Here is a 22,240-nt window from a genome sequence, read left to right as displayed (position 1 = left end):
ACAGGATAAGGGCTGGCCGGATGAGCGGATCGGTGGCCGATACGATTCATGAATGACGGTTTTTTGATGATTCACCGCTTTCAATCGCTGATCGCCGGGCCTGTCGCCGCGCCACGCTGCGTCCCCCTATGTGAAAGTGCTAGAATTTCCTCTTGTCCGTTTACGGCTGGCTTACTGCTTAACCCATATCTATAAAGAATTGACCTATGGATTCCTTTGCCAAGGAGACGCTTCCCGTTTCGCTTGAAGAGGAGATGCGCCGCAGCTACCTCGATTACGCCATGAGCGTGATTGTGGGCCGTGCTCTTCCCGACGTGCGAGATGGTTTGAAGCCCGTGCATCGACGTGTTCTGTTCGCCATGCATGAACTCAATAACGACTGGAATCGTGCCTATAAGAAGTCGGCTCGTATCGTCGGTGACGTGATCGGTAAGTACCACCCGCATGGTGACTCTGCCGTCTATGACACTATCGTGCGTCTGGCGCAGGACTTTTCCATGCGCTACACCCTGGTCGATGGGCAGGGCAACTTCGGTTCCATCGACGGCGATAACGCCGCGGCCATGCGTTACACCGAAATCCGCCTGGCCAAGATTGCTCACGAGTTGCTGGCTGATATTGACCAGGAAACCGTGGATTTCGTGCCCAACTACGATGGCAGCGAAAAAGAGCCGGCCCTGTTGCCTTCCCGCCTGCCCAATCTGCTGGTTAACGGCAGCTCCGGCATTGCCGTGGGCATGGCGACCAATATTCCGCCGCATAACCTGGCCGAAGTGGTCAACGGCTGTCTGTATTGCCTGAGTCATCCCGAGTGCACAGTAGATGAACTGATTGAATACATACCGGCTCCTGACTTTCCGACTGGCGCCATCATCTACGGCATGTCCGGCGTGCGCGAAGGCTACCGTACGGGCCGTGGCCGCGTCATCATGCGCGCCAGCACGCACTTTGAAGACATGGAAAAGGGCAACCGTCAGGCCATCGTGGTCGACGCCATTCCTTATCAGGTCAACAAGAAGTCGCTGCAGGAACGCATTGCCGAACTGGTCAATGAAAAGCGCATCGAGGGTATCTCCGATATTCGCGACGAGTCTGACAAGGACGGGATGCGCCTGGTGATCGAGCTCAAGCGTGGCGAAGTGCCGGAAGTGGTGCTGAACAATCTCTACAAGAATACGCAGCTGCAAGAAACCTTCGGGATGAACATGGTGGCCCTGGTCGATGGCCAGCCCCGTTTGCTCAACCTGAAGCAGTTGGTGGATTACTTCCTGAGCCACCGCCGTGAGGTGGTCACACGTCGTACCGTATTTCAGTTGCGTAAGGCACGCGAGCGCGGCCATGTGCTGGAAGGCCTGGCTGTGGCCCTGGCCAATATTGATGAGTTCATTGCAATCATCAAGGCCGCCCCGACTCCTCCGGTCGCGCGCGTCGAACTGATGGCTCGCTCCTGGGATTCCGGTCTGGTGCGCGAGATGCTGGCGCGAGCCGACACCAGCGCCATTGTGGGTGGCCGGCAGGCTTATCGTCCTGATGATCTGGGCGACGAGTTCGGCATGAGCTCGGACGGCCTGTATCGTCTGAGTGACGTGCAAGCTCAGGAAATCCTGAACATGCGCTTGCAGCGCTTGACGGGCCTGGAGCAGGACAAGATTGTTCAGGAATACCGTGAGGTCATGGACAAGATTTCTGATCTGCTGGACATTTTGTCCAACCCCACCCGTGTGTCCGCCATCATTGGCGACGAGCTGATCGCGGTGCGTGACGAGTTCTCGGCCACCGGCAAGGACGTTCGTCGTTCGCAAATCGAACACAACGCCACCGAGCTGGATACCGAAGACTTGATTACCCCTATGGATATGGTGGTGACGCTCTCGCATACCGGCTATATCAAGAGCCAGCCGCTGTCCGAATACCGGGCACAGCGTCGTGGTGGCCGTGGCAAGCAAGCTACCGCCATGAAAGAGGACGACTGGATCGACAAGCTGTTCATCGCCAACACGCACGATTACCTGCTGTGCTTTTCCAATCGGGGCCGTGTGTACTGGCTCAAGGTCTGGGAAGTGCCTCAAGGTTCGCGCAACTCGCGTGGCCGTCCCATCGTCAATATGTTCCCTCTGGAAGAGGGCGAGAAGATCAACGTGGTGCTGTCCGTCAAGGAATTCAGCGAAGATCAGTTCGTGTTCATGGCGACCTCGCGCGGCACGGTCAAGAAGACCCCGCTGTCCGACTTCTCCAACCCTCGCAAGGCCGGCATCATTGCTGTGGGCCTAGACGAGGGCGACTACCTGATCGGTGCTCAACTGACCGACGGTGTTCATGACGTCATGTTGTTCTCCGATGCAGGCAAGGCGGTCCGCTTTGATGAAGGCGATGTGCGCCCAATGGGCCGTGCGGCTCGCGGTGTGCGCGGCATGACGCTGGAAGAGGGCCAGTCTGTGATCGCCTTGCTGGTGGCCGAAGACGAAACCCAATCCGTGCTGACTGCCACCCAGAACGGTTTCGGCAAGCGCACCCCGATTGGCGAATACACCCGTCACGGCCGTGGCACCAAGGGCATGATTGCCATCCAGACCTCGGCTCGTAACGGCAAGGTTGTGGGTGCCGTGCTGGTCCGTGAAACCGACGAAATCATGCTGATTACCAATGCGGGTGTGCTGGTCCGTACTCGTGTTGCGGAAATTCGCGAGATGGGTCGAGCCACTCAGGGTGTCACCTTGATCAGCGTGGATGACGACAGCGAACTCTCTGGTGTGTATCGCGTGGTGGAGACCGATGACGAGGTGGACGCCGAACTGGCCGATCAGGCTGAGCAGGCGCAGGCTCCAGACAGTCTTGAGCAGGATAATCAATCTGATGCCGCCCAAGACCAGGCGGACTCTTCCGGCGAGGAAAACGAGTAATGCGTGTATGGAATTTTTCGGCGGGCCCCTCGATGCTGCCGTTGGAAGTGCTGGAGCAAGCCGCCGCTGAAATGACGGACTGGCATGGCACGGGCATGTCCATCATGGAGATGAGTCACCGCAGCAAGGACTATATGGGCGTGCGCGACGAGGCGGAAGCCGATTTGCGTGCCCTGTTGTCCGTGCCGGATGACTTTGCGGTGCTGTTTGTTCAGGGCGGGGCGCAGGGCCAGAATGGCCTTCTGCCCTTGAACCTGATCCAGCGCAATGGCAGTGGCAAGGCTGACTACGTGCTGTCGGGCAGCTGGTCAGTCAAGTCCTGCGAGGAGGCTCAGCGCTATGGCGACATTCATGTTGCCGGCACCAGTGGGCAGGCCTGGCAGGATCAAGGCAAAGAGTGGGCTCCCTGGACCTGGTTCCCTGAGCCCTCTCAATGGGATGTGCGCCCCGATGCCGCTTACTTGCACGTCTGTACCAATGAAACCATTGGTGGCGTGGAGTTCAACGATATTCCCAAGCTGGATGTGCCCGTTGTTGCTGACGTGTCCTCCAATATCTTGTCCTGCCCGATTGATTTCTCGCGTGTGTCCGTCGCCTATGCCGGCGCGCAAAAAAATGCAGGCATGTCGGGCATCGCCCTGATGATGATACGCAAGGACTTGCTGGGGCACGCCATGGATCTGTGCCCGTCGGCGTTCAACTACGCCAATATTGAAAAGCAGCAGTCCATGTTCAACACGCCGCCCACCTACTCGATCTATATGGCGGGCCTGATGTTCAAGTGGCTGGAGCGCCAGGGCGGCGTAGCTGCCATGCAGGCGCGTAATGCAGCCAAGGCTCAAGCCCTGTACGGTTTTCTGGATGCCTCCGAGTTCTACACCAACACCGTGCATCCTGCGTATCGCTCACGCATGAATGTTCCGTTCCTGTTGCGTGATCAGTCTTTGGATTCCCTGTTTCTGGAACAGGCCACGGCCGCGGGTTTGACGTCCCTGAAAGGACACAAGAGCGTGGGCGGCATGCGTGCCTCGATCTATAACGCCATGCCGCTGGAGGGCGTGCTGGCACTTATCGAATTCATGACTGATTTTGAACGACGGAATGGCTAATACCTTAACTGAGCGCCTGCTCCCTTGGCGCAATCGTATTGATGAGCTGGATCGCCAGATCCTGGAGTTGCTTAACGAGCGTGCTCGTGCGGCTTTGGAAGTGGGCAAGATCAAGCAGGACTTCAATACCGAGGAAGTCATCCTCAAGCCCGAGCGCGAAGCCCGTATTGTGCGTCGTCTGCAGTCTGAAAACGGTGGGCCTTTTACGTCCGCTGCGGTCGAGGCCGTATGGGGACAGATCATCTCTGCCTGCCGGGGCCTGGAAAGCGTATTGCGCGTGGCCTATCTGGGGCCCCAAGGCTCTTTTTCGGAACAGGCTGCCTATGAGCATTTCGGTCATGCTCTGGACGGCCTGCAATGCGACTCCTTTGATGAGGTGTTTCGCAGTGTGGAGGTCGGTCAGGCGGAGGTAGGCATGGTGCCGGTTGAGAACTCCACCGAAGGCGCCGTGAATCGCACGCTGGATCTGTTGCTGAACTCGCCCCTGCGTGTTTTGGGTGAGCGCTCGATTCGCGTCCACCACAATTTGCTGACCAAAAGCGGCACGATGGAAGGTGTGACGCGCGTCATGGCGCACCCCCAGGCTTTGGCCCAGTGTCAGAACTGGCTGCAAAAGCACTATCCGCAGCTTTTGCGCGAGGCAGCCTCCAGCAATGCCGAGGCCGCCCGCATTGCGTCCAGCGATCCTACCGTGGCCGCGATTGCCGGTAATACCGCCGTCACTGCCTGGAATCTGGGTGTCGTGGAGGCGGGCATTCAGGACGATCCGCATAACCGCACGCGTTTCCTGGCAATTGGCAACATCGAGTCCTTGCCCAGCGGCAATGACAAGACCAGTATCATTCTGGCCGTACCCAACCGTGCAGGCGCCGTTTACGACATGCTCTCTCCCCTGGCCGTGCATGGGGTGTCCATGACCCGCCTGGAGTCGCGTCCTGCCCGGACAGGCCAGTGGGAATATTATTTTTACGTAGATCTCATTGGGCATCGCGACGAGCCTGCCATGGCTGCTGCGCTGGCAGAGCTGAAGAAACAAGTCGCTTTTTTCAAAATTCTGGGCTCATACCCTGTAAACGACTTTTAAGCACCCAAGACACGACGGGTCTGGGCGGGGAAGCGTTCCCGCCCACGGTCAGCTTGCCCTGATAGGGGGGGCGGCTTGTTTTAACAAGGCATGGGACCGGCTGTGTCATTAGGGCATAACGATACAAAATACCGAGCTTGCAGGTCGCCTCGCTCTTTCGTCGATGGTCGCGCAATAGTCTGGCAGTATCTGCATTGACACCCGGTTTTCCAGCGGCATTGCACGTAATACGCCAAGCATGGACGGTCTGGGAGGGAACGTAATTAATCATGATAGCGTCATCAGAAACTATGGCGTCTGCGCCTTTGGTTCCGGTGCTGGCAGTTGTTGGGGTCGGTTTGATCGGCGGCTCCCTGGCATTGGCACTCAAACGCTACGGAGCGGTAGGCAAAGTGCTGGGCGTCGGTCGACAGCTCAAAAGCCTGCGGCGAGCCCAGGAACTGGGCTTGATCGATGAGGTCGCCACGCTGGAGCAGGCCGCTCAACAAGCGGATTTGATCATGTTGGCCACGCCTATCGGTGCAATGGCTTCGGTGTTGAAAACGCTGCGCCCCCATTTGCGTGACAGCACCTTGATTAGCGATGCGGGCAGCACCAAAGCGGATGTGGTTCGCGTGGCGCGTGACGCGCTGGGCGATCGTATTGGACAATTTGTTCCTGGTCATCCGATTGCCGGTGCGGAAACGGTAGGCCCCGAGGCGGCCCGTGCCGATCTGTACGACGGTCGCAACGTTATTCTGACACCTCTGGAAGAGAACCCAGCCAGTGCGCGCGAGCGTTTGATCGCTGTCTGGGAAGCCTGCGGAGCGCGGGTCATGCTGATGGACCCGGCTACGCATGATGAGGTGCTGGCCTCGGTCAGCCATGTGCCGCACTTTCTGTCCTCGGTTTTTATGTGGCAGATTGCCTCCAGCGCCAACTCGGACCAACGCTTTGCCTTGGCCGGGACGGGTTTTCGCGACTTCACCCGTATCGCTGCGGGCTCGGCCGAAGTGTGGCGCGATATTTTTCTGAGCAATCGCCAGGCCGTTCTGGGCCAACTGCAAGAAGTACGTCAGGCCCTGGATCAGGCTGAACAGGCTTTGCAGGATCAGGACGGCCAGGCTTTATACGAATTTTTAGAGCGTGCTGCCTTGGCGCGCCGTTTTTGGGCAAGTAGGAGTGGTTTGCAATGAGCCAGAGCGACAGTCTTGTTTTGAATCCCGTCAGCCGTGCGTGCGGCGAGCTGCAATTGCCGGGGTCCAAGAGCATTTCCAATCGGGCCCTGTTGTTGGCCGCGTTGGCTCAGGGGCAAACGCGACTGGAAGGCTTGCTGCATTCGGACGACACCCGCGTCATGATGGCCGCGTTGCAGCAAATGGGCGTGACCGTACAGGACCTGGGCCAGGGCGTGGTGGTGATCGACGGCGGAGCGCCGTTTGCGCATCGCGACGCCGATCTGTTTTTGGGTAATGCCGGTACGGCGTTCCGCTCCTTGACCGCGGCCTTGGGCCTGATGGGAGGGCGCTTCAATCTGAGCGGCATTGCCCGTATGCATGAGCGTCCTATCGGGGATCTGGTCGATGCGCTGCGCAGTCTGGGTGCAGATGTGCAGTATCTGGGAGCGGAGGGTTATCCACCCCTGGCAATCGGGGAATTGGCCCAGGTGGATCAACAGCGCGTGTCGGTGAACGGCTCGGTGTCCAGTCAGTTCCTGACCGCACTGCTGATGGCTGCGCCTTTGTTGACGGCTCGTACTGCTCAGCCCTTGCGCATCGAGGTCGAAGGGGAGCTGATATCCCAGCCTTATATCCACATAACGCTGGCCATGATGGCGCGTTTTGGTGTGCAGGTCGAGCGGGAGGGCTGGAGCAGCTTTACTGTGCCAGCCGATGCTGCCTATCTCAGCCCCGGCACGTACTCGGTGGAAGGAGACGCGTCATCTGCGTCGTACTTCATCGCGTTGGGGACAATCGGCGGTGGCCCGCTACGTATTCAGGGGGCGGGCAGCGACAGTCTGCAAGGCGATATTCAGTTTGCCGATGTGGCAGAGGCGATGGGCGCCCGTATTGAGCGTCATGCCAATGAGTTGATTGTCTCCGGTCTGTGTGTGGCGCGCGGCGACAAGCTCAAGGCGTTCGATCTGGATTTCAATCACATACCGGACGCGGCCATGACGGCCGCGGCCATGGCCATGTTTGCGGATGGTCCTTGTACCTTGCGCAATATTGCCAGCTGGCGCGTGAAGGAAACGGACCGTATTGACGCGATGCAGGCCGAGCTGCGCAAGCTCGGTGCCCGAGTAGAGTCAGGCCCAGACTGGTTGACCGTGCATCCCATTGCGGCAGATCAATGGCGTTCGGCCCGCATCGCGACGTATGATGATCACCGCATTGCCATGTGTTTTTCACTGGCCAGCTTCGGCCCGGTGGCGGTCACCATTCTGGACCCCGCCTGCGTCAGCAAGACATTTCCCGATTATTTTTCTGTTTTTGAACACTTGGTGCAGGCATGACAGCGCAGAGCATTCCCGTCATTACCATTGATGGCCCGACCGCCTCAGGGAAGGGGACGATTGCTTCCCTGGTCGCGCAGCGCTTGGGCTGGCACACGCTTGACAGTGGTGCCTTGTATCGCTTGACAGCGCTGTCTTGCCTGCGTCGCGGCGTAGATGTGCAGGATCAGGCGCAGGTCCAGCAGGCCGCCCAGAATCTGAATGTCCGTTTTGACTACCCCCAGATTTACATGGACGGTGAGGATGTCACGGACGCCATTCGCCAGGAAGAGGTGGGTAATCTGGCTTCCCGGGTGGCGGCCCTGCCGCTGGTGCGTGAGGCGCTTTTGCAACGTCAGCGGGATTTTCGCGTCGCTCCTGGACTGGTGGGCGATGGACGCGATATGGGCACCGTGGTGTTTCCGGACGCACCCTTAAAGATATTTTTGCTGGCAGACGCGCAGGTGCGTGCCCAAAGACGCTGTAAACAGTTGAGCGAAAAGGGTATTTCTGCTAATCTTACGAGTCTTTTGGCGGACTTGCGTGAGCGCGACGAGCGAGATCGTTCCCGAACTCATGCGCCGCTTGTGCCTGCGCCGGGTGCCCACATCGTGGATTCTTCCCAGCTCAGCATTCAGGAAGTTGTAGATAAAGTGCTCGACCTCTGGTCGGGCATCGCGGTCCCGACAGCCTAATCCCGTGCTGATCGGGCTTTGTTCACTCCACCGGGTTCTGCCTGGTGTGTTTTTTTTAACGGCCATTTTGGCTGACGGATTGATTTAATGTCCACTAACCTTCACACAGACGCAACGGGCGGCGAAAGCTTTGCCGATTTGTTTGCAGAAAGCATTAAAAACCAAGACCTCAAAAGCGGCGAAGTTATCTCCGCCGAGGTTCTGCGTATTGACCACAACTACGTGCTGGTCAATGCTGGCCTGAAGTCCGAGGCACTGATTCCTCTGGAAGAGTTCCTGAACGATCAGGGCGAACTGGAAGTTCAGGCAGGTGACTTCGTTTCCGTGGCTATCGATGCCTTTGAAAACGGCTACGGCGACACCATTCTGTCCCGCGACCGCGCCAAGCGTCTGTCGGCCTGGTTGTCCCTCGAGCAAGCGCTTGAGTCCGGCGAACTGGTCAACGGTACCATCACCGGTAAGGTCAAGGGTGGCCTGACGGTCATGACCAACGGCATCCGTGCATTCTTGCCCGGTTCGCTGGTTGATCTGCGCCCTGTCAAAGACACCACGCCATACGAAGGCAAGACCCTGGAATTCAAGGTCATCAAGCTCGATCGCAAGCGTAACAACGTTGTGTTGTCGCGTCGCGCCGTGCTGGAAGCCTCCATGGGCGAAGAGCGTCAGAAACTGCTGGAAACCCTGTCCGAAGGCGCTATCGTCAAAGGTATCGTCAAGAACATCACCGATTACGGTGCGTTCGTGGATCTGGGCGGCATCGACGGTCTGCTGCACATCACCGACATGGCCTGGCGCCGTGTCCGTCACCCATCCGAAGTTCTGCAGGTGGGTCAGGAAATCGAAGCCAAGGTTCTCAAGTTCGATCAGGAAAAGAGCCGCGTCTCCCTGGGCGTCAAGCAACTGGGCGAAGATCCCTGGATCGGTCTGGCACGTCGCTACCCACAAAACACCCGTCTGTTCGGCAAGGTGACCAACCTGACCGATTACGGTGCATTTGTTGAAGTGGAAGACGGTATCGAAGGTCTGGTTCACGTATCCGAAATGGATTGGACCAACAAGAACGTTGACCCACGCAAGGTTGTGACCTTGGGTGAAGAAGTCGAAGTCATGGTTCTGGAAATCGACGAAGATCGTCGTCGCATCTCCTTGGGCATGAAGCAGTGCCGTGCCAACCCATGGGAAGATTTCGCCATCAACTTCAAGCGCGGCGACAAGGTTCGCGGTGGCATCAAGTCCATCACCGACTTCGGCGTGTTTGTTGGTCTGCCAGGCGGCATCGATGGTCTGGTTCACCTGTCCGACCTGTCCTGGTCCGAGACGGGCGAAGAAGCCGTTCGCAACTTCAAGAAGGGTGACGAAGTTGACGCCGTGGTTCTGGGCATCGACACCGACAAAGAGCGTATCTCCCTGGGTATCAAACAGCTGGAAGGCGATCCGTTCAACAACTTCGTGGCTACCTACGACAAGGGCGCCGTGGTGAGCGGTGTTGTCAAATCGGTCGAGCCTAAGGGTGCTGTTGTAACGCTGTCGCTGGACGTTGAGGGCTACCTGCGTGCCTCCGAGATCTCCTCGGGCCGTGTGGAAGATGCCACCACCGCACTGAAAGAAGGTCAGGAAATCGAAACCATGATCTTGAGCGTGGATCGCAAGACCCGTTCGATTCAGTTGTCCATCAAGGCACGTGATACCGCCGAAACCGCTCAATCCATGGCCCGTCTGACCGAAGCCAGCGCTTCGTCCGGTACGACCAACCTGGGTGCTCTGCTGCGTGCCAAGCTGGACCAGCAGCAACGTGACGACGGTTAATCAGCGTGACAAAGTCTGAGCTGATCGCGTTGTTGGCCAGCCGCTATCCGCAGCTGGCTCTGCGCGATATGGATTTCGCCGTGAAAACGGTTTTGGATTCGATGACCCAGGCTCTGGCCAGTGGTCAGCGGATCGAAATCCGAGGGTTTGGCAGCTTTTCGCTTTCTACCCGCTCGCCGCGGGTAGGGCGCAATCCCAAATCCGGTGAAAAAGTGATGGTGCCTGGTAAACAGGTGCCACACTTTAAGGCCGGCAAGGAATTGCGTGAGCGAGTCGATTCTGTCTTTCTTGAGCAAGAGCACATCGAGGCAGATGACCAGTCCTCTGCCTTCGAGCAGCTCAATGCGAGAGTCCGTCACGGTTAAGACCTACTTGCACACTGATGACACAGGCCCTTTACAGGGCCTGTTTTGCGTGTGCGCTAAATTCCGCTTGCACGTACAATCAGACATTATAAAAACACTGTTGGAGCCCTAAAAATGCGCTATCTAGTCTGGGTATTGCGTCTGCTCGTTTTTGTGATCGTGCTGCTGTTCGCACTAAAAAACACCGAACCGGTGCAAGTCAGCTTTTTTGCCGAGCATATTATTCAAGACGTTCCCTTGATCGTCGTGATGCTGGCCGCGTTTATTTTAGGCTTGGTGTTGGGGCTGCTGCTGATGGTCGGTGCCGTGATGCGTCGCCGTCGCGAGGTCAACCGCCTGCGACGCGAAATGGATCGTCTGCAAGACAGGCTGGAACAGGCACAGCCTTCGCCTGGGAACACGGCGGCCGCTGTTGCGCCTGAGACCGTCGCCCCTCTGGCGCCTTTGTAAGCCCTTGGAGTAAACAGTGGATTTTGAAACCTGGTGGTTGGTTTTTGTACCCCTTCTTTTTGGCTTGGGCTGGGTCGCGGCGCGGGTGGATTTTCGGCAAATGATGTCCGAAACCCGCAGCTTGCCCGACTCGTACTTCAAGGGCTTGAACTTTCTGCTCAATGAAGAGCCGGATCGTGCCATTGATGCGTTTGTGGAAGTAGCCAAGCTGGACCCTGAAACCACCGAACTTCACTTTGCGTTGGGCAGTCTGTTTCGTCGCCGCGGCGAGATGGAGCGCGCCATCCGTGTGCATCAAAGTCTGCTGTCGCGCGCTGACTTGCCGGTGGCCGATCGTGAAAACGCACAATTTCAGATCGCCCAGGATTTCTTGAAGGCCGGTATGCTGGATCGGGCCGAAGCGGCGTTTGAGGCAGTACGTGAGACGCGCTTTGCTATTCCTGCCATGCGCGCCCTGATTCGCATTTACGAGTCCGAGCACGATTGGCCGCGGGCGATTGAGGCCGTGCGTCGTTTGCGGGCGCTGGTCGACGAGCCGGTCCCCCAACTGGTGCATTACCAGTGTGAGCAGGCTGAAGGCGCTTTGCAGGGCAAGCAGCCGGACTTTGACCGGGCTGCAAAAGCCTTGGATGAGGCGGAAAACGCCATCCGAAAATTGGGAACGGGGCAAGGCATGTATGCTTCCCAGGCGCGGGTTGCGGGTTTGCGTGCGCGTCTGGCTCGCATGCAAGGGCAAAACGAGCAGGAGCGGGCTTATCTGGTGTCCATTTTGAGCAGCGCCCCGGAGTATGTGGGCTTGTATGCGACCGAGTTACTGGACAGTTACCGTAAACTGGGACGGGCCGAAGAGGGGGTTGCCATGCTGCGCAGCCACTATCAGCAGCATCCCAGCCTGGATATTTTCAATGTGTTGTTCCGTGTTTTGCGTGAGCAGGAAGGCCACTTGCAGGCATGGGCCTTTGCCCGGGATGCGCTGCGAGCCCATCCATCCTTGCTGGGACTGGACAAGATGCTGGAAGTCGAGCTTCAGGATCAAGGTCAGGACAAAGAAGGAGGCGACGGGGGGCAAGCAGTTGGTGTGGACCAGATCATTGCGGGGGCCGATTTAAGCCTGTTGCGCTCTTTGATCCATCGGCATACTCAGCGCCTGGACCGTTATTCATGCAGTTCTTGCGGCTTTGAGGCGCGCCATTTCTACTGGCAATGTCCCGGTTGTAATTCCTGGGAGACCTATGCTCCTCGACGTCTTGAGGAGCTGAAATGATGAGCTTCCCAGCGCAAGCTGTTGCCGCCAGCCGTGTGCTGGTGGTGGGGGATGTCATGCTGGACCGCTATTGGTTTGGTGACGTGGACCGTATTTCTCCCGAAGCGCCAGTTCCTGTGGTCAAGATGGGACGGGTCGAGGATCGCCTTGGCGGCGCGGCCAACGTTGCCCGCAATATTGCGGCTTTGGGGGCACAGGCCAGCTTGCTGGGTGTAATCGGACAGGACGAGGCTGGCAGGACGGTGCAGGAACTGGCCAAAGCGGACCACGTGCAGGCTCATTGGGTGCAGGACCCGGTCATGCCCACTTCCTTGAAGTTACGCGTTCTGGGTCGGCAGCAGCAATTGCTGCGGGTGGATTTTGAAGAAAGTCCCGCCCTCTCTGCGCTGGATCAGTTGCAGCAAACCATGAGTGATTTGCTGGACCAGCATCAGGTGTTGGTCTTGTCGGACTACGCAAAAGGCGCGTTGGCGCAGGTGGAAAGCTTGATCGCCCTGGCGCGATCGAAGAATATCCCCGTTCTGGTTGATCCCAAGGGCAAAACGTACGAACGCTATCAAGGGGCCACAATCCTGACGCCAAACCGTTCGGAAATGCAAGAAGCGGTAGGTGCCTGGAAAGATGAGGATGATTTGATGCGACGCGCTCAGGACCTGCGTCGCAAACTGAATCTGGAGTGTTTGCTGATTACGCGCTCCGAACAAGGCATGACCTTGTTCACCGAACAAGGACGTGAGCACGTAGAGGCACAGGCCCAAGAGGTGTTTGATGTCTCGGGTGCTGGGGACACGGTATTGGCAACCTTGGCAGTGATGCGTGCCGCTGGCCTGGACTGGTTGCAAGCCATGCGTTGGGCGAATCGCGCGGGAGGTATCGTGGTCGGAAAATTGGGTACGTCGATTGTGACGGCAAAGGAATTGGCATGATTGTAGTGACCGGTGGCGCTGGTTTTATTGGCAGCAATTTGGTGAAAGGCCTTAACCAGCAGGGGATAAGCGACATTCTGGTCGTGGATGACCTGAGCGATGGCGACAAGTTCGTCAATCTGGTTCAGGGTCAGATTGCCGACTACATGGATAAGGATGATTTTCGTGCCCGCTTGGCGCGTGACGAGTTCTCCAATATCGAAGCCGTGCTGCATCAGGGAGCCTGCTCGGACACTACCGAGCGCAATGGCCAGTTCATGATGGACAATAACTACCGGGTAACCCTGGAGATCTTTGAATACTGTCAGGCCAAGCGCATCCCGTTGTTATATGCCTCCTCAGCGGCGGTTTATGGTGCCGGTCCGCTGTATGCCGAAGACCTGAGCAACGAAGCGCCGTTGAATGTCTACGGATACTCCAAGTTCCTGTTCGACCAGGTGTTGCGCCGCCATCTGGACAGCCTGCGCGCACCTGTGGTGGGATTGCGTTACTTTAATGTCTATGGTCCGCAAGAGCAGCATAAAGGCCGGATGGCCTCGGTGGCCTACCATAATATGCTTCAGTACCGCCGCGACGGTCATGTCCTCTTGTTTGGCGGCTGGGACGGGTATGTGAATGGCGGCCAGCAGCGCGACTTCGTTTTTATTGACGATGTCGTGTCGGTGAATCTGCATTTTCTCGGGCAGGACAAGCAGTCGGGTGTCTTCAATTGTGGTTCGGGTCGCGCCCAACCTTTCAATGATGTGGCACAAACGGTCGTCAACACCTTGCGCGAGCACGACGGCTTGCCAGCGCTTGAGCTGGAGGATCTGGTATCGCAGCAGTTTCTGCAGTACATACCCTTCCCGGATGATTTGAAGGGGCGCTATCAAAGCCATACTCAGGCAGACTTGACCCAGTTGCGCGCGGCTGGCTATGACAAACCTTTCCATGATGTGCAGACTGGCGTGGCCGAATACGTGCGTCGTTTATTGCAATCGGGTGCGCTGCGCTAAGCAGGCCAGGATGACGGTGTCCATGCGGACTGCCACGCATGGCTAAAAGCGGTTTGCGGGCCGATTTTTCCTTTCCATTGGCAGCACCATAAAGGCTTCTTTCCAAGGAGCCTTTATTATGTGTATTCCGCTCAATGTATTTCCCGTGTTCCATGGTCGTACGCGCCAGCAGCCCAGTTGGCGCAGTAGCGTGCTGCGTGTGTTAGTTGCGCTGTGGATGTTGGGTCCCTGGGGCCTGGCGGTCGCGCTGGATCTCAATACGGCCAATGCCCAGGAGCTGCAACAAATCAAAGGCATAGGTCCCCGCACGGCTGAACTGATCCTGGAGGAGCGCCAGCGCGGTGGGCCTTTTGACTCCTTGCAGGACTTGGCCGATCGGGTCAAGGGAATAGGCGCAAAAAAAATTATCACGATGGAGCAGTCAGGTCTGAAAGTGGAGACCGGCAAAGCCGCGGGCAAGGCGCTTGCCAATAAGACCGATGCGGATATACGAAGAAAGCCGTAGCTCTGGGCGTAGACTCGTTTTAAGCTAGTAGTTTGTTTAGTCTGCAGGGGCAGCCAGTGTGAGCTGGCTGCTGTTTTGCGCAAGGTAAGAGATTTATTGATGAAAAACTATCCCACCATTGAAGATACCGTCGGTCAGACCCCTCTGGTACGGTTGCAACGCATACCAGGTGAGTTCGGACAGGCGCGCGGTAACGTCTTGTTGGCCAAGCTGGAGGGCAATAACCCGGCAGGTTCGGTGAAAGATCGCGCTGCCCGCTCCATGATTCAGCAGGCCGAGCGCCGCGGTGATATCAAGCCGGGGGACACCTTGATCGAGGCCACCAGCGGCAACACCGGGATTGCCCTTGCCATGATTGCGGCCGTTCGTGGCTACAAGATGATTTTGATCATGCCCGATAATCTGTCGCTGGAGCGTCGTGCCTCCATGACGGCTTACGGGGCCCAGCTGATTCTGACACCCGCCGATCAAGGCGGTATGGAATACGCTCGTGATCTGGCTTTGAAGATGCAGGCCCAGGGGCAGGGCAAGGTGCTGGATCAGTTTGCCAATAAGGATAATCCGGACGCGCACATACACAGTACTGGCCCGGAGATCTGGCAGCAGACAGATGGCCAGGTTACGCACTTTGTCAGTGCCATGGGGACCACAGGCACCATCATGGGAGTCGGCAATTATTTGCGCAGCCAAAATAGCGGCATTGTCGTGGTGGGGGCGCAGCCTGCGCCGGGAGCGCAAATTGCGGGCATTCGTAAGTGGCCGGAGCATTATCTGCCCAAGATCTACGACCCCTCCAAGGTGGATATGTTCGAGGAAATCGGCCAGCAGGAGGCCGAAGTCATGACACGCCGTATGGCGGCCGAAGAGGGGATCTGTGCCGGTATTTCGTCTGGCGGCGCGCTGGTGGCGGCCATGCGCGTGGCCCAGCGCGTGCAAAACGCCACCATCGTTTTTATAGTGTGCGATCGTGGCGACCGCTATTTGTCCACTGGTATCTTCAATTAATTAGGGTTGCCGTAACCCATCTGCCAGGCCAGTTCGGACGCCAGGTCGGCAACCGAGCTGGCATAAAAATAGCTGCGGTTGTAATGGGTAATGGCAAAGAAGTTGGGCGTGCCCAGACGGTATTCAGTGGTATTGCGGGGCTCGTCCACCAGGTTGACTACCCCTAGTTTGGCCTGCTGCCACAGGCCCGTGTTCTGGGCTTGGCCTTTGACACTGGCCCCGGCATGGTGCAGTTGCGCCCAGTTCAGCTTGGGGTAAATGCCGCCATCGACCATCTCTTTATTGGCCGTGCTCAGCGCCACCGGGGCAAAAACTGGCAGTCCAGGCTCCCAGCCATGGGCACGCAGGAAATTGGCGATCGAGGCCATGGCGTCGGCCGGATTGTTGCGCAAATCTATACGGCCATCGCCGTCTCCGTCCACGGCGTAACGTATCAGGCTGCCAGGCATGAATTGGGACATTCCCATCGCGCCGGCAAACGAGCCCTGGGCAATCCGTGCATCCAGTTCACCTTGATGATGCAGTTCGATCAGATCCGCCAGTTGATCCCGAAACAGTTGGCCGCGCTCGGGCCGACTGTTGTCCGGATAAGCGAAGCCTAGTGTAAACAGGGCGTCCAGTACCTTGAAGTCCCCCATGATTTTTCCGTAGACGGTTTCCACGCCCAAAATAGCGACAATAATGGAAGGCGGTACACCGTAGTCCTGGGCGATTCTGTCCAGTGTCAGACGATGCTTCTGCCAGAACTGAACCCCCCCTTGAATGCGTGCCGGATCGACATTGCGCTGCCGGTAGGTGACCCAGCTGCGCTTGATGCGCCCTTTGGTGGGGCGCATTAATTTAGCCGCGGTTTCGTTATATTGAGCCTGCTGCAGCAGATCGATAACCAAATCCTGGGGGATGTTGCGTGCGAATGCTACCTCTTGCGCATAGGCGGCGATATCCTCGTTTAATTGACCGTTTAATTGAAAAAACTGCGTCCGCCCGGAACGGGACTGGCCGGCCTGAATTGACCTCGGTTCGGGCAGAGCCTTGATGGTGATGGCAGCTGTTGCTGGGGATGGGGCTTGAAAGGTCGCGTTGTTGCTGGGTTTGGTGTCCGAAGACGGGGGCTGGGAAGTGGGGGTGGCGCAGCCGGCAGTGCTCAGCGCGATCAGTACTGCTTGCAAAATTCGAGTGGGTCTGAACATAATCCATCCTCATGGAGACACTATATTTTATCCATCCATCATGCCATTTGCATGAGATGGGGAGATGGCATCCGGAAAGTCCGCAGCGACTCGATGCCATAAACGATCAACTGCTCTCGAGCGGTCTGGCATCCTATCTGGCCCAGCGACAAGCCCGGCTGGCGACGGATGAGGATATCTTGCGAGTCCATGACCGCGCCTATTTGCAAAAACTCAAAGAACAGGTGCCGCGTCAGGGCTATTTCAATATAGACCCCGATACCTTGATGAATCCTCATACCCTGGAAGCGGCCTATGCAGCCGCTGGTGCGGGCCTGGACGCCGTCGACGGGGTCATGACCGAGGACGCGACTGGGGCATTTTGTGCCGTTCGCCCTCCCGGGCACCATGCCGAGCGGGCGCGGGCCATGGGGTTTTGCTTTTTCAACAATATCGCTGTTGCCGCGGCGTATGCGATGGAGAAGTATGATCTCAAGCGTGTGTTGATTGTGGATTTCGACGTACACCACGGCAATGGCACCGAGCAGATTTTTGCCGGTGATGAGCGCGTTCTGATGTGCAGTTTCTTTCAGTCGCCATTTTTTCCTGATTCCTTTCAGGACCCGGCAGCGCAAAACATGGTAAATATACCGGTTGAGGCCTACACCAAGTCTGCTCAGATTATCGATCTGTTCAAACAAGTTTGCTTGCCTCGCATCGAGGCATTTGCCCCAGAGATCGTCTTTTTTTCGGCAGGCTTTGACGCTCACCGTGAAGATGAGATGGGGCAGCTCAGTTTGGTTGAGGCCGATTATGCGGAATTGACCGCGATGGTTGTCCGGGCTTGTGCGCCTAGTGCCGGCCATCGTCTGGTCAGCATGCTGGAAGGGGGGTACGATCCCTCGTCCCTGGGACGCAGCGTGGTGGCTCATATCAAGGCACTCGCCGGGCTTTAGGCGAGCGGCCTCGGGCTTTGGAATTCTTCCCGAGCCCTATTTCAACAGAACAATTTTTTAATTAAGACTGCACTGGAGAACATTACATGAAGGTGTTAGTACCCGTGAAACGCGTAGTTGACTATAACGTCAAGGTGCGCGTGAAATCCGACCAAACCGGGGTGGACATTGCCAATGTGAAAATGTCCATGAACCCTTTTGATGAAATCGCCGTCGAAGAGGCCACCCGCCTCAAAGAAAGCGGTGCTGCCACTGAGGTTATCGCCGTCTCTTGCGGTGTGGCGCAAAGCCAGGAAACCTTGCGTACGGCCCTGGCTATCGGTGCTGATCGGGCCACTCTGGTGCAAACCGATGCAGAACTGCAGCCCCTGGCTGTGGCCAAGTTGATCAAAGCCGTCGTGGACAAGGAGCAGCCTCAGCTTGTGATCCTGGGTAAACAGGCCATTGACGACGATGCCAACCAGACCGGCCAGATGCTGGCCGCCTTGCTGGACTGGCCTCAAGCCACCTTTGCCAGCAAAGTGGAGGTGGCGGGCGATAGCGTTTTGGTCACGCGTGAAGTGGACGGTGGTCTGGAAACGCTAAAGCTCAGTCTGCCTGCCGTGATCACGACGGACCTGCGCTTGAACGAGCCTCGTTACGTGACACTTCCCAACATCATGAAGGCCAAGAAAAAGCCTTTGGAGACCCTGACACCCGAAGAGCTGGGTATTGATGTGACGCCCCGGATCAAGACTCTGAAAGTGACCGAGCCCCCAGCGCGGGCCGCTGGCATCATGGTGCCCGATGTGGCTACGCTGGTCGAGAAACTGAAGAACGAAGCGAAGGTGATTTAAATGGCTATCCTTGTTATTGCCGAGCACGACAATCAGCAGCTCAAGGCTGCAACACTCAATGCCCTGGCTGCCGCTCAGAAGATCGGTGGCGATATTCATGTTCTGGTTGCCGGTCATCAGGCCGCCGGTGTTGCTCAGGCGGCTGCCCAAGCCCAGGGGGTCAGCAAAGTGCTGTTGGCCGATGGCCCAGCGCTGGCTGAAGGCCTGGCAGAAAACGTGGCTGCCCAGGTGTTGGGCATCGCCTCCAACTACAGCCATATTCTGTTCCCGGCAACGGCCTCGGGCAAGAATATCGCCCCTCGTGTGGCGGCCAAGCTGGATGTGGGCCAACTGTCGGATATTTTGTCCGTTGAGTCCGCTGATACCTTCACCCGCCCCATTTATGCAGGCAATGCGGTGGCAACCGTTCAGTCCGGCGACGCTGTCAAAGTCATTACGGTGCGTACCACGGCCTTTGATGCAGTGGCCGCTGAAGGTGGCAGTGCTGCTGTCGAGGAATTGACGGCGGTGGCTGACTCGGGACGTTCTGCATTTGTCAGCCGTGAAGTTGCCAAGAGCGATCGCCCTGAACTGGCCGGTGCCGGTGTGGTGGTGTCGGGTGGCCGCGGTTTGGGTAGTGCCGAGAACTTCAAATTGCTGGACGGTCTTGCAGACAAGCTGGGTGCGGCATTGGGGGCATCTCGTGCCGCCGTCGACGCCGGCTATGCCCCTAATGACTGGCAAGTGGGACAGACGGGCAAGATCGTCGCCCCTCAGCTTTATGTGGCAGTCGGTATTTCGGGCGCCATCCAGCACCTGGCTGGCATGAAGGACTCCAAGGTCATTGTGGCGATCAATAAAGACCCTGAGGCGCCGATTTTCGGTGTGGCCGACTACGGTCTGGTTGCAGACCTGTTCGAAGCGGTGCCTGAGTTGGAAAAAGCGCTCTAAGCGCCTATCGGCCTGCTGGATTTTTTTCCAGCAGGCTTTTTTCAGTGCGTATATTCCCAGGGGACTGCTTGCCGTGTCGGTCCTTTTCGTTTCTGTGTAGGAGTGTTCATGACGTATCGTGTACCCACCCAAGACATCCGCTTTGCTCTGACAGAGCTGGCTGATCTGCCTGGTGTGCTGGAATTGCCTGGCTTTGAGGATTTCTCGGCCGAGTTGATCGATGCCATTATTGATGAGAACGCCCGTTTCGTTGAGCAGGAAGTAGCGCCGTTGAACCGCGCCGGAGATCAGAATGGCGCCAAGTGGAATGACGGTGTGGTCACGACGACACCCGGGTTTAAGAAAGCCTTTGAGGAATTTGCAAAAGCCGGTTGGCAAGGACTGCAGCACGAAGCCGAGCTGGGCGGGCAAGGTCTGCCCAAGCTGATCGGTGCTGTGGCGTGTGAAAATATCAACGCTGCCAACCTGGCCTTTTCTTTGTGCCCTTTGCTGACCGATGGGGTGATTGAGGCCGTGTCCATGGTGGGCTCGGACGAGCAAAAAACCCGCTTCCTGCCCGCCTTGCTTGAAGGCCGCTGGACCGGGACCATGAACTTGACTGAGCCCCAGGCCGGTTCCGATCTGGCCCAGGTGGCCAGCCGTGCGGTTCCTCAGGATGATGGTAGCTACCGCATCAGCGGCCAAAAGATTTTCATCACCTACGGTGAACATGATATGGCCGAAAACATCATTCATCTGGTGTTGGCTCGTACCCCGGATGCACCGGCCGGTGTGAAGGGGATTTCGCTATTTATCGTGCCCAAGTTCCTGGTGAACGAAGATGGGTCTTTGGGTGCCCGCAACGACGTCTGGTGTGCCTCGCTGGAGCACAAGCTGGGTATCCATGGCAGTCCGACTGCCGTGCTGCTGTATGGGTCCGGTAAAGGCGAGGTGGGCGAGGGCGCGGTCGGCTACCTGGTGGGCAAGGAAAACGAAGGCCTGAAGTACATGTTCATCATGATGAATGCCGCCCGTTATGCGGTAGGTGTGCAGGGTATTGCCGTGGCCGAGCGCGCCCTACAGCAGGCTATCGGGTATGCCAATGATCGTGTCCAGGGTGCCCCCTTGAGCGGTGGCAAGGCGGTTTCAATTGCCCATCACCCGGATGTCCAGCGCATGTTGATGCAAATGCGTGCGCTGACCGAGGGATCGCGCGCGTTGGCTTATTTTGCCGCTGGCGTCAATGACAAGGCGCGCCATAGCGCGGACGAAAACGCTCGCAAGCGGTATCAGGCCCTCTATGAGTTCCTGGTACCCGTGGTCAAGGGGTTTAGCACCGAGATGTCTCTTGAGGTGACCTCCCTGGGAGTACAGGTGCATGGTGGTATGGGCTTCATCGAGGAAACCGGCGCAGCTCAGCATTACCGTGACTCCCGCATTTTGCCCATCTACGAGGGGACGACCGCCATTCAGGCCAACGACTTTATCGGTCGCAAGGTGTTGCGTGATGCGGGTGCGGTTATTCAGGGCCTGGCCCCTGAACTGGGTGCCACCGTGGCCAAGCTGCGTGAGCGCGCCGCCCAGGATGGCGAACACAAAGCGGCGTTGACACTGATCGCAGATCGGCTGGAAGCCGGGGTGAAAAGTGTGGAGCAGGCTGCCACCTTTACCTTGATGAATGCGCAAAAAGATCTGGCTGCCGTTTTCCTGGGCAGTGTGCCCTTCCTGATGCTGTCCGGTTATGTGTTGACTGGCTGGCAGATGGCCCGTGCCGCGTTAGCGGCCGAGAAGGCATTGAGTGAAGGCAATCAGGACCCATTCCTGCGCCGCAAGCTGTCTACCAGCGTGTTTTTTGCCAGCCACTTGCTGCCGCGCGCGACGGCTCTGGCGCATTCCGTGGCGGATGGGGCGCAGTTGACCCCCTACCTGTCGCCCGAGCTGCTGTAAGCTCTCAAGGCGTGCAGTGCAAGGCCCGTCTAGTCGCTTTGGCTATCGGGCCTTTTTTAGGTATATTGATATGACTTTTAATTATTTGAAGCGCTGTCTTTATACTGACAAAATCATCTGACTAGTCCTGATTATTCAAGTCGGTGATCCCTTGATCGCCACTGCATTTAGAAAGAGGAACATAATGGCTACACTTCGTCTGGGCGACCTGGCCCCTGATTTTGAACAAAAATCCTCCGTTGGCACCATCAAGTTTCACGAGTTCCTGGGTGATAGCTGGGGCGTCTTGTTCTCCCACCCAGCTGACTTCACGCCGGTTTGCACGACCGAATTGGGCTACACCGCCAAGCTGGCCGACGAATTTGCCAAGCGCAACGTGAAGGTGATTGCTGTCTCCGTGGATGATGTGGATTCCCACGGCAAGTGGATTGACGACATCAACGAGACTCAACACACCACGGTGAACTTCCCCATCCTGGCCGATGCTGACCGTAAGGTATCGGATCTATACGACATGATTCACCCCAACGCCAGCACCACGGTGACGGTTCGTTCGGTGTTCATCATTGACCCGGCCAAGAAAGTCCGTCTGATCATTACTTACCCAGCCAGCACGGGCCGTAACTTCAACGAAATCCTGCGCGTAATTGACTCTCTGCAATTGACTGACAGCCACAGCGTGGCCACTCCGGTTAACTGGGAAGATGGCGACGACGTGATTATCGTTCCAAGCCTGAAAGACCCCGAAGTGTTAAAGCAGAAGTTCCCTAAGGGCTACACCGAGATCCGTCCTTACCTGCGTGTGACGCCTCAGCCCAACAAGTAAATATTGCGCTTAGGTTCCGA

General features: G+C 57.4%; 20 protein-coding genes. 19 read left to right on the top strand and 1 reads right to left on the bottom strand.

Annotated features, from left to right (window positions below):
* Nucleotides 1-206 precede the first annotated feature (206 nt).
* The 14 genes from gyrA (at nucleotide 207) to cysM (ending at nucleotide 15,577) form a co-directional block, all read left to right on the top strand.
* A complete protein-coding gene (gene gyrA, locus ACOZ42_RS10670; RefSeq protein ID WP_003799132.1) occupies nucleotides 207-2,900 on the top strand; it encodes a DNA gyrase subunit A in 2,694 nt (897 codons plus the stop codon).
* Nucleotides 2,900-4,009, top strand: a complete 1,110-nt coding sequence (gene serC / locus ACOZ42_RS10665; RefSeq protein WP_003799135.1) for a 3-phosphoserine/phosphohydroxythreonine transaminase — start codon at nucleotides 2,900-2,902, stop codon at nucleotides 4,007-4,009. The genes gyrA and serC overlap by 1 nt, the downstream gene beginning before the upstream one ends.
* Nucleotides 4,002-5,093 carry a prephenate dehydratase gene (gene pheA, locus ACOZ42_RS10660; RefSeq protein WP_003799136.1) on the top strand — a complete coding sequence of 364 codons (1,092 nt, stop codon included), beginning with the start codon at nucleotides 4,002-4,004 and terminating at the stop codon, nucleotides 5,091-5,093. The genes serC and pheA overlap by 8 nt, the downstream gene beginning before the upstream one ends.
* Before the next feature lie 290 nt (nucleotides 5,094-5,383).
* A complete protein-coding gene (locus ACOZ42_RS10655) occupies nucleotides 5,384-6,268 on the top strand; it encodes a prephenate dehydrogenase (RefSeq protein ID WP_131070690.1) in 885 nt (294 codons plus the stop codon).
* Nucleotides 6,265-7,587 carry a 3-phosphoshikimate 1-carboxyvinyltransferase gene (gene aroA, locus ACOZ42_RS10650; RefSeq protein ID WP_059318824.1) on the top strand — a complete coding sequence of 441 codons (1,323 nt, stop codon included), beginning with the start codon at nucleotides 6,265-6,267 and terminating at the stop codon, nucleotides 7,585-7,587. Before ACOZ42_RS10655 ends, aroA begins: the two co-directional genes overlap by 4 nt.
* The gene (gene cmk / locus ACOZ42_RS10645; RefSeq protein ID WP_003799142.1) at nucleotides 7,584-8,261 is read left to right on the top strand and encodes a (d)CMP kinase; all 678 of its coding nucleotides are present in this window, start codon (nucleotides 7,584-7,586) and stop codon (nucleotides 8,259-8,261) included. Before aroA ends, cmk begins: the two co-directional genes overlap by 4 nt.
* 87 nt (nucleotides 8,262-8,348) lie before the next feature.
* Nucleotides 8,349-10,067, top strand: a complete 1,719-nt coding sequence (rpsA, locus tag ACOZ42_RS10640) for a 30S ribosomal protein S1 (protein WP_003799144.1) — start codon at nucleotides 8,349-8,351, stop codon at nucleotides 10,065-10,067.
* Between the two features lie 5 nt (nucleotides 10,068-10,072).
* The gene (locus ACOZ42_RS10635; RefSeq protein ID WP_003799146.1) at nucleotides 10,073-10,432 is read left to right on the top strand and encodes an integration host factor subunit beta; all 360 of its coding nucleotides are present in this window, start codon (nucleotides 10,073-10,075) and stop codon (nucleotides 10,430-10,432) included.
* Between the two features lie 114 nt (nucleotides 10,433-10,546).
* Nucleotides 10,547-10,882, top strand: a complete 336-nt coding sequence (locus tag ACOZ42_RS10630) for a LapA family protein (protein ID WP_003799149.1) — start codon at nucleotides 10,547-10,549, stop codon at nucleotides 10,880-10,882.
* Between the two features lie 16 nt (nucleotides 10,883-10,898).
* On the top strand, nucleotides 10,899-12,146 hold the full coding sequence (lapB, locus tag ACOZ42_RS10625; RefSeq protein ID WP_003799150.1) for a lipopolysaccharide assembly protein LapB: 1,248 nt from the start codon (nucleotides 10,899-10,901) through the stop codon (nucleotides 12,144-12,146).
* Nucleotides 12,143-13,072 (top strand): D-glycero-beta-D-manno-heptose-7-phosphate kinase, encoded by a 930-nt coding sequence (gene rfaE1, locus ACOZ42_RS10620; RefSeq protein ID WP_100214761.1) that lies wholly within the window; start codon nucleotides 12,143-12,145, stop codon nucleotides 13,070-13,072. Before lapB ends, rfaE1 begins: the two co-directional genes overlap by 4 nt.
* Entirely contained in the window at nucleotides 13,069-14,067 is a 999-nt protein-coding gene (gene rfaD, locus ACOZ42_RS10615) for an ADP-glyceromanno-heptose 6-epimerase (RefSeq protein WP_003799154.1), read from the top strand. Before rfaE1 ends, rfaD begins: the two co-directional genes overlap by 4 nt.
* Before the next feature lie 118 nt (nucleotides 14,068-14,185).
* Nucleotides 14,186-14,572, top strand: a complete 387-nt coding sequence (locus ACOZ42_RS10610) for a ComEA family DNA-binding protein (protein ID WP_003799156.1) — start codon at nucleotides 14,186-14,188, stop codon at nucleotides 14,570-14,572.
* A gap of 99 nt (nucleotides 14,573-14,671) precedes the next feature.
* Nucleotides 14,672-15,577 carry a cysteine synthase CysM gene (gene cysM / locus ACOZ42_RS10605; RefSeq protein ID WP_059318826.1) on the top strand — a complete coding sequence of 302 codons (906 nt, stop codon included), beginning with the start codon at nucleotides 14,672-14,674 and terminating at the stop codon, nucleotides 15,575-15,577.
* Here cysM and mltB read toward each other — a convergent pair.
* Nucleotides 15,574-16,767: a lytic murein transglycosylase B gene (gene mltB, locus ACOZ42_RS10600; RefSeq protein WP_131070688.1), complete on the bottom strand. Its 1,194-nt coding sequence runs from the start codon at nucleotides 16,765-16,767 to the stop codon at nucleotides 15,574-15,576. The genes cysM and mltB overlap by 4 nt on opposite strands.
* Before the next feature lie 11 nt (nucleotides 16,768-16,778).
* On the opposite strand from mltB, the gene ACOZ42_RS10595 reads away from it, so the two are divergent.
* The 5 genes from ACOZ42_RS10595 (at nucleotide 16,779) to ACOZ42_RS10575 (ending at nucleotide 22,220) form a co-directional block, all read left to right on the top strand.
* A complete protein-coding gene (locus ACOZ42_RS10595; RefSeq protein ID WP_301605859.1) occupies nucleotides 16,779-17,702 on the top strand; it encodes a histone deacetylase family protein in 924 nt (307 codons plus the stop codon).
* Nucleotides 17,703-17,788: 86 nt separating this feature from the next.
* Nucleotides 17,789-18,538 carry an electron transfer flavoprotein subunit beta/FixA family protein gene (locus tag ACOZ42_RS10590; RefSeq protein WP_003799165.1) on the top strand — a complete coding sequence of 250 codons (750 nt, stop codon included), beginning with the start codon at nucleotides 17,789-17,791 and terminating at the stop codon, nucleotides 18,536-18,538.
* Nucleotides 18,539-19,468 carry an electron transfer flavoprotein subunit alpha/FixB family protein gene (locus ACOZ42_RS10585; RefSeq protein ID WP_131070686.1) on the top strand — a complete coding sequence of 310 codons (930 nt, stop codon included), beginning with the start codon at nucleotides 18,539-18,541 and terminating at the stop codon, nucleotides 19,466-19,468.
* A 108-nt stretch (nucleotides 19,469-19,576) separates the two neighbouring features.
* Nucleotides 19,577-21,394: an acyl-CoA dehydrogenase gene (locus ACOZ42_RS10580; protein ID WP_131070685.1), complete on the top strand. Its 1,818-nt coding sequence runs from the start codon at nucleotides 19,577-19,579 to the stop codon at nucleotides 21,392-21,394.
* A 184-nt stretch (nucleotides 21,395-21,578) separates the two neighbouring features.
* Nucleotides 21,579-22,220: a peroxiredoxin gene (locus ACOZ42_RS10575; RefSeq protein ID WP_003799170.1), complete on the top strand. Its 642-nt coding sequence runs from the start codon at nucleotides 21,579-21,581 to the stop codon at nucleotides 22,218-22,220.
* The last annotated feature ends 20 nt before the right edge of the window (nucleotides 22,221-22,240 follow it).

The sequence above is a fragment of the Alcaligenes sp. HNGD-HTN06 genome (genome assembly GCF_049932565.1).
Taxonomy (GTDB): Bacteria; Pseudomonadota; Gammaproteobacteria; order Burkholderiales; family Burkholderiaceae_B; genus Alcaligenes; species Alcaligenes ammonioxydans.
The sequence above is the reverse complement of the archived record's forward strand: the minus strand, read 5'-3'. Positions and strand labels throughout refer to the sequence as shown.

Bases quoted from the DNA above. Each gene is read 5' to 3' on its own strand.
- gyrA (WP_003799132.1), top strand. From the start codon at position 207: ATGGATTCCTTTGCCAAGGAGACGCTTCCCGTTTCGCTTGAAGAGGAG.
- serC (WP_003799135.1), top strand. From the start codon at position 2,900: ATGCGTGTATGGAATTTTTCGGCGGGCCCCTCGATGCTGCCGTTGGAA.
- pheA (WP_003799136.1), top strand. From the start codon at position 4,002: ATGGCTAATACCTTAACTGAGCGCCTGCTCCCTTGGCGCAATCGTATT.
- ACOZ42_RS10655 (WP_131070690.1), top strand. From the start codon at position 5,384: ATGGCGTCTGCGCCTTTGGTTCCGGTGCTGGCAGTTGTTGGGGTCGGT.
- aroA (WP_059318824.1), top strand. From the start codon at position 6,265: ATGAGCCAGAGCGACAGTCTTGTTTTGAATCCCGTCAGCCGTGCGTGC.
- cmk (WP_003799142.1), top strand. From the start codon at position 7,584: ATGACAGCGCAGAGCATTCCCGTCATTACCATTGATGGCCCGACCGCC.
- rpsA (WP_003799144.1), top strand. From the start codon at position 8,349: ATGTCCACTAACCTTCACACAGACGCAACGGGCGGCGAAAGCTTTGCC.
- ACOZ42_RS10630 (WP_003799149.1), top strand. From the start codon at position 10,547: ATGCGCTATCTAGTCTGGGTATTGCGTCTGCTCGTTTTTGTGATCGTG.
- rfaE1 (WP_100214761.1), top strand. From the start codon at position 12,143: ATGATGAGCTTCCCAGCGCAAGCTGTTGCCGCCAGCCGTGTGCTGGTG.
- rfaD (WP_003799154.1), top strand. From the start codon at position 13,069: ATGATTGTAGTGACCGGTGGCGCTGGTTTTATTGGCAGCAATTTGGTG.
- ACOZ42_RS10610 (WP_003799156.1), top strand. From the start codon at position 14,186: ATGTGTATTCCGCTCAATGTATTTCCCGTGTTCCATGGTCGTACGCGC.
- cysM (WP_059318826.1), top strand. From the start codon at position 14,672: ATGAAAAACTATCCCACCATTGAAGATACCGTCGGTCAGACCCCTCTG.
- mltB (WP_131070688.1), bottom strand. From the start codon at position 16,767: ATGTTCAGACCCACTCGAATTTTGCAAGCAGTACTGATCGCGCTGAGC.
- ACOZ42_RS10595 (WP_301605859.1), top strand. From the start codon at position 16,779: ATGGAGACACTATATTTTATCCATCCATCATGCCATTTGCATGAGATG.
- ACOZ42_RS10590 (WP_003799165.1), top strand. From the start codon at position 17,789: ATGAAGGTGTTAGTACCCGTGAAACGCGTAGTTGACTATAACGTCAAG.
- ACOZ42_RS10585 (WP_131070686.1), top strand. From the start codon at position 18,539: ATGGCTATCCTTGTTATTGCCGAGCACGACAATCAGCAGCTCAAGGCT.
- ACOZ42_RS10580 (WP_131070685.1), top strand. From the start codon at position 19,577: ATGACGTATCGTGTACCCACCCAAGACATCCGCTTTGCTCTGACAGAG.
- ACOZ42_RS10575 (WP_003799170.1), top strand. From the start codon at position 21,579: ATGGCTACACTTCGTCTGGGCGACCTGGCCCCTGATTTTGAACAAAAA.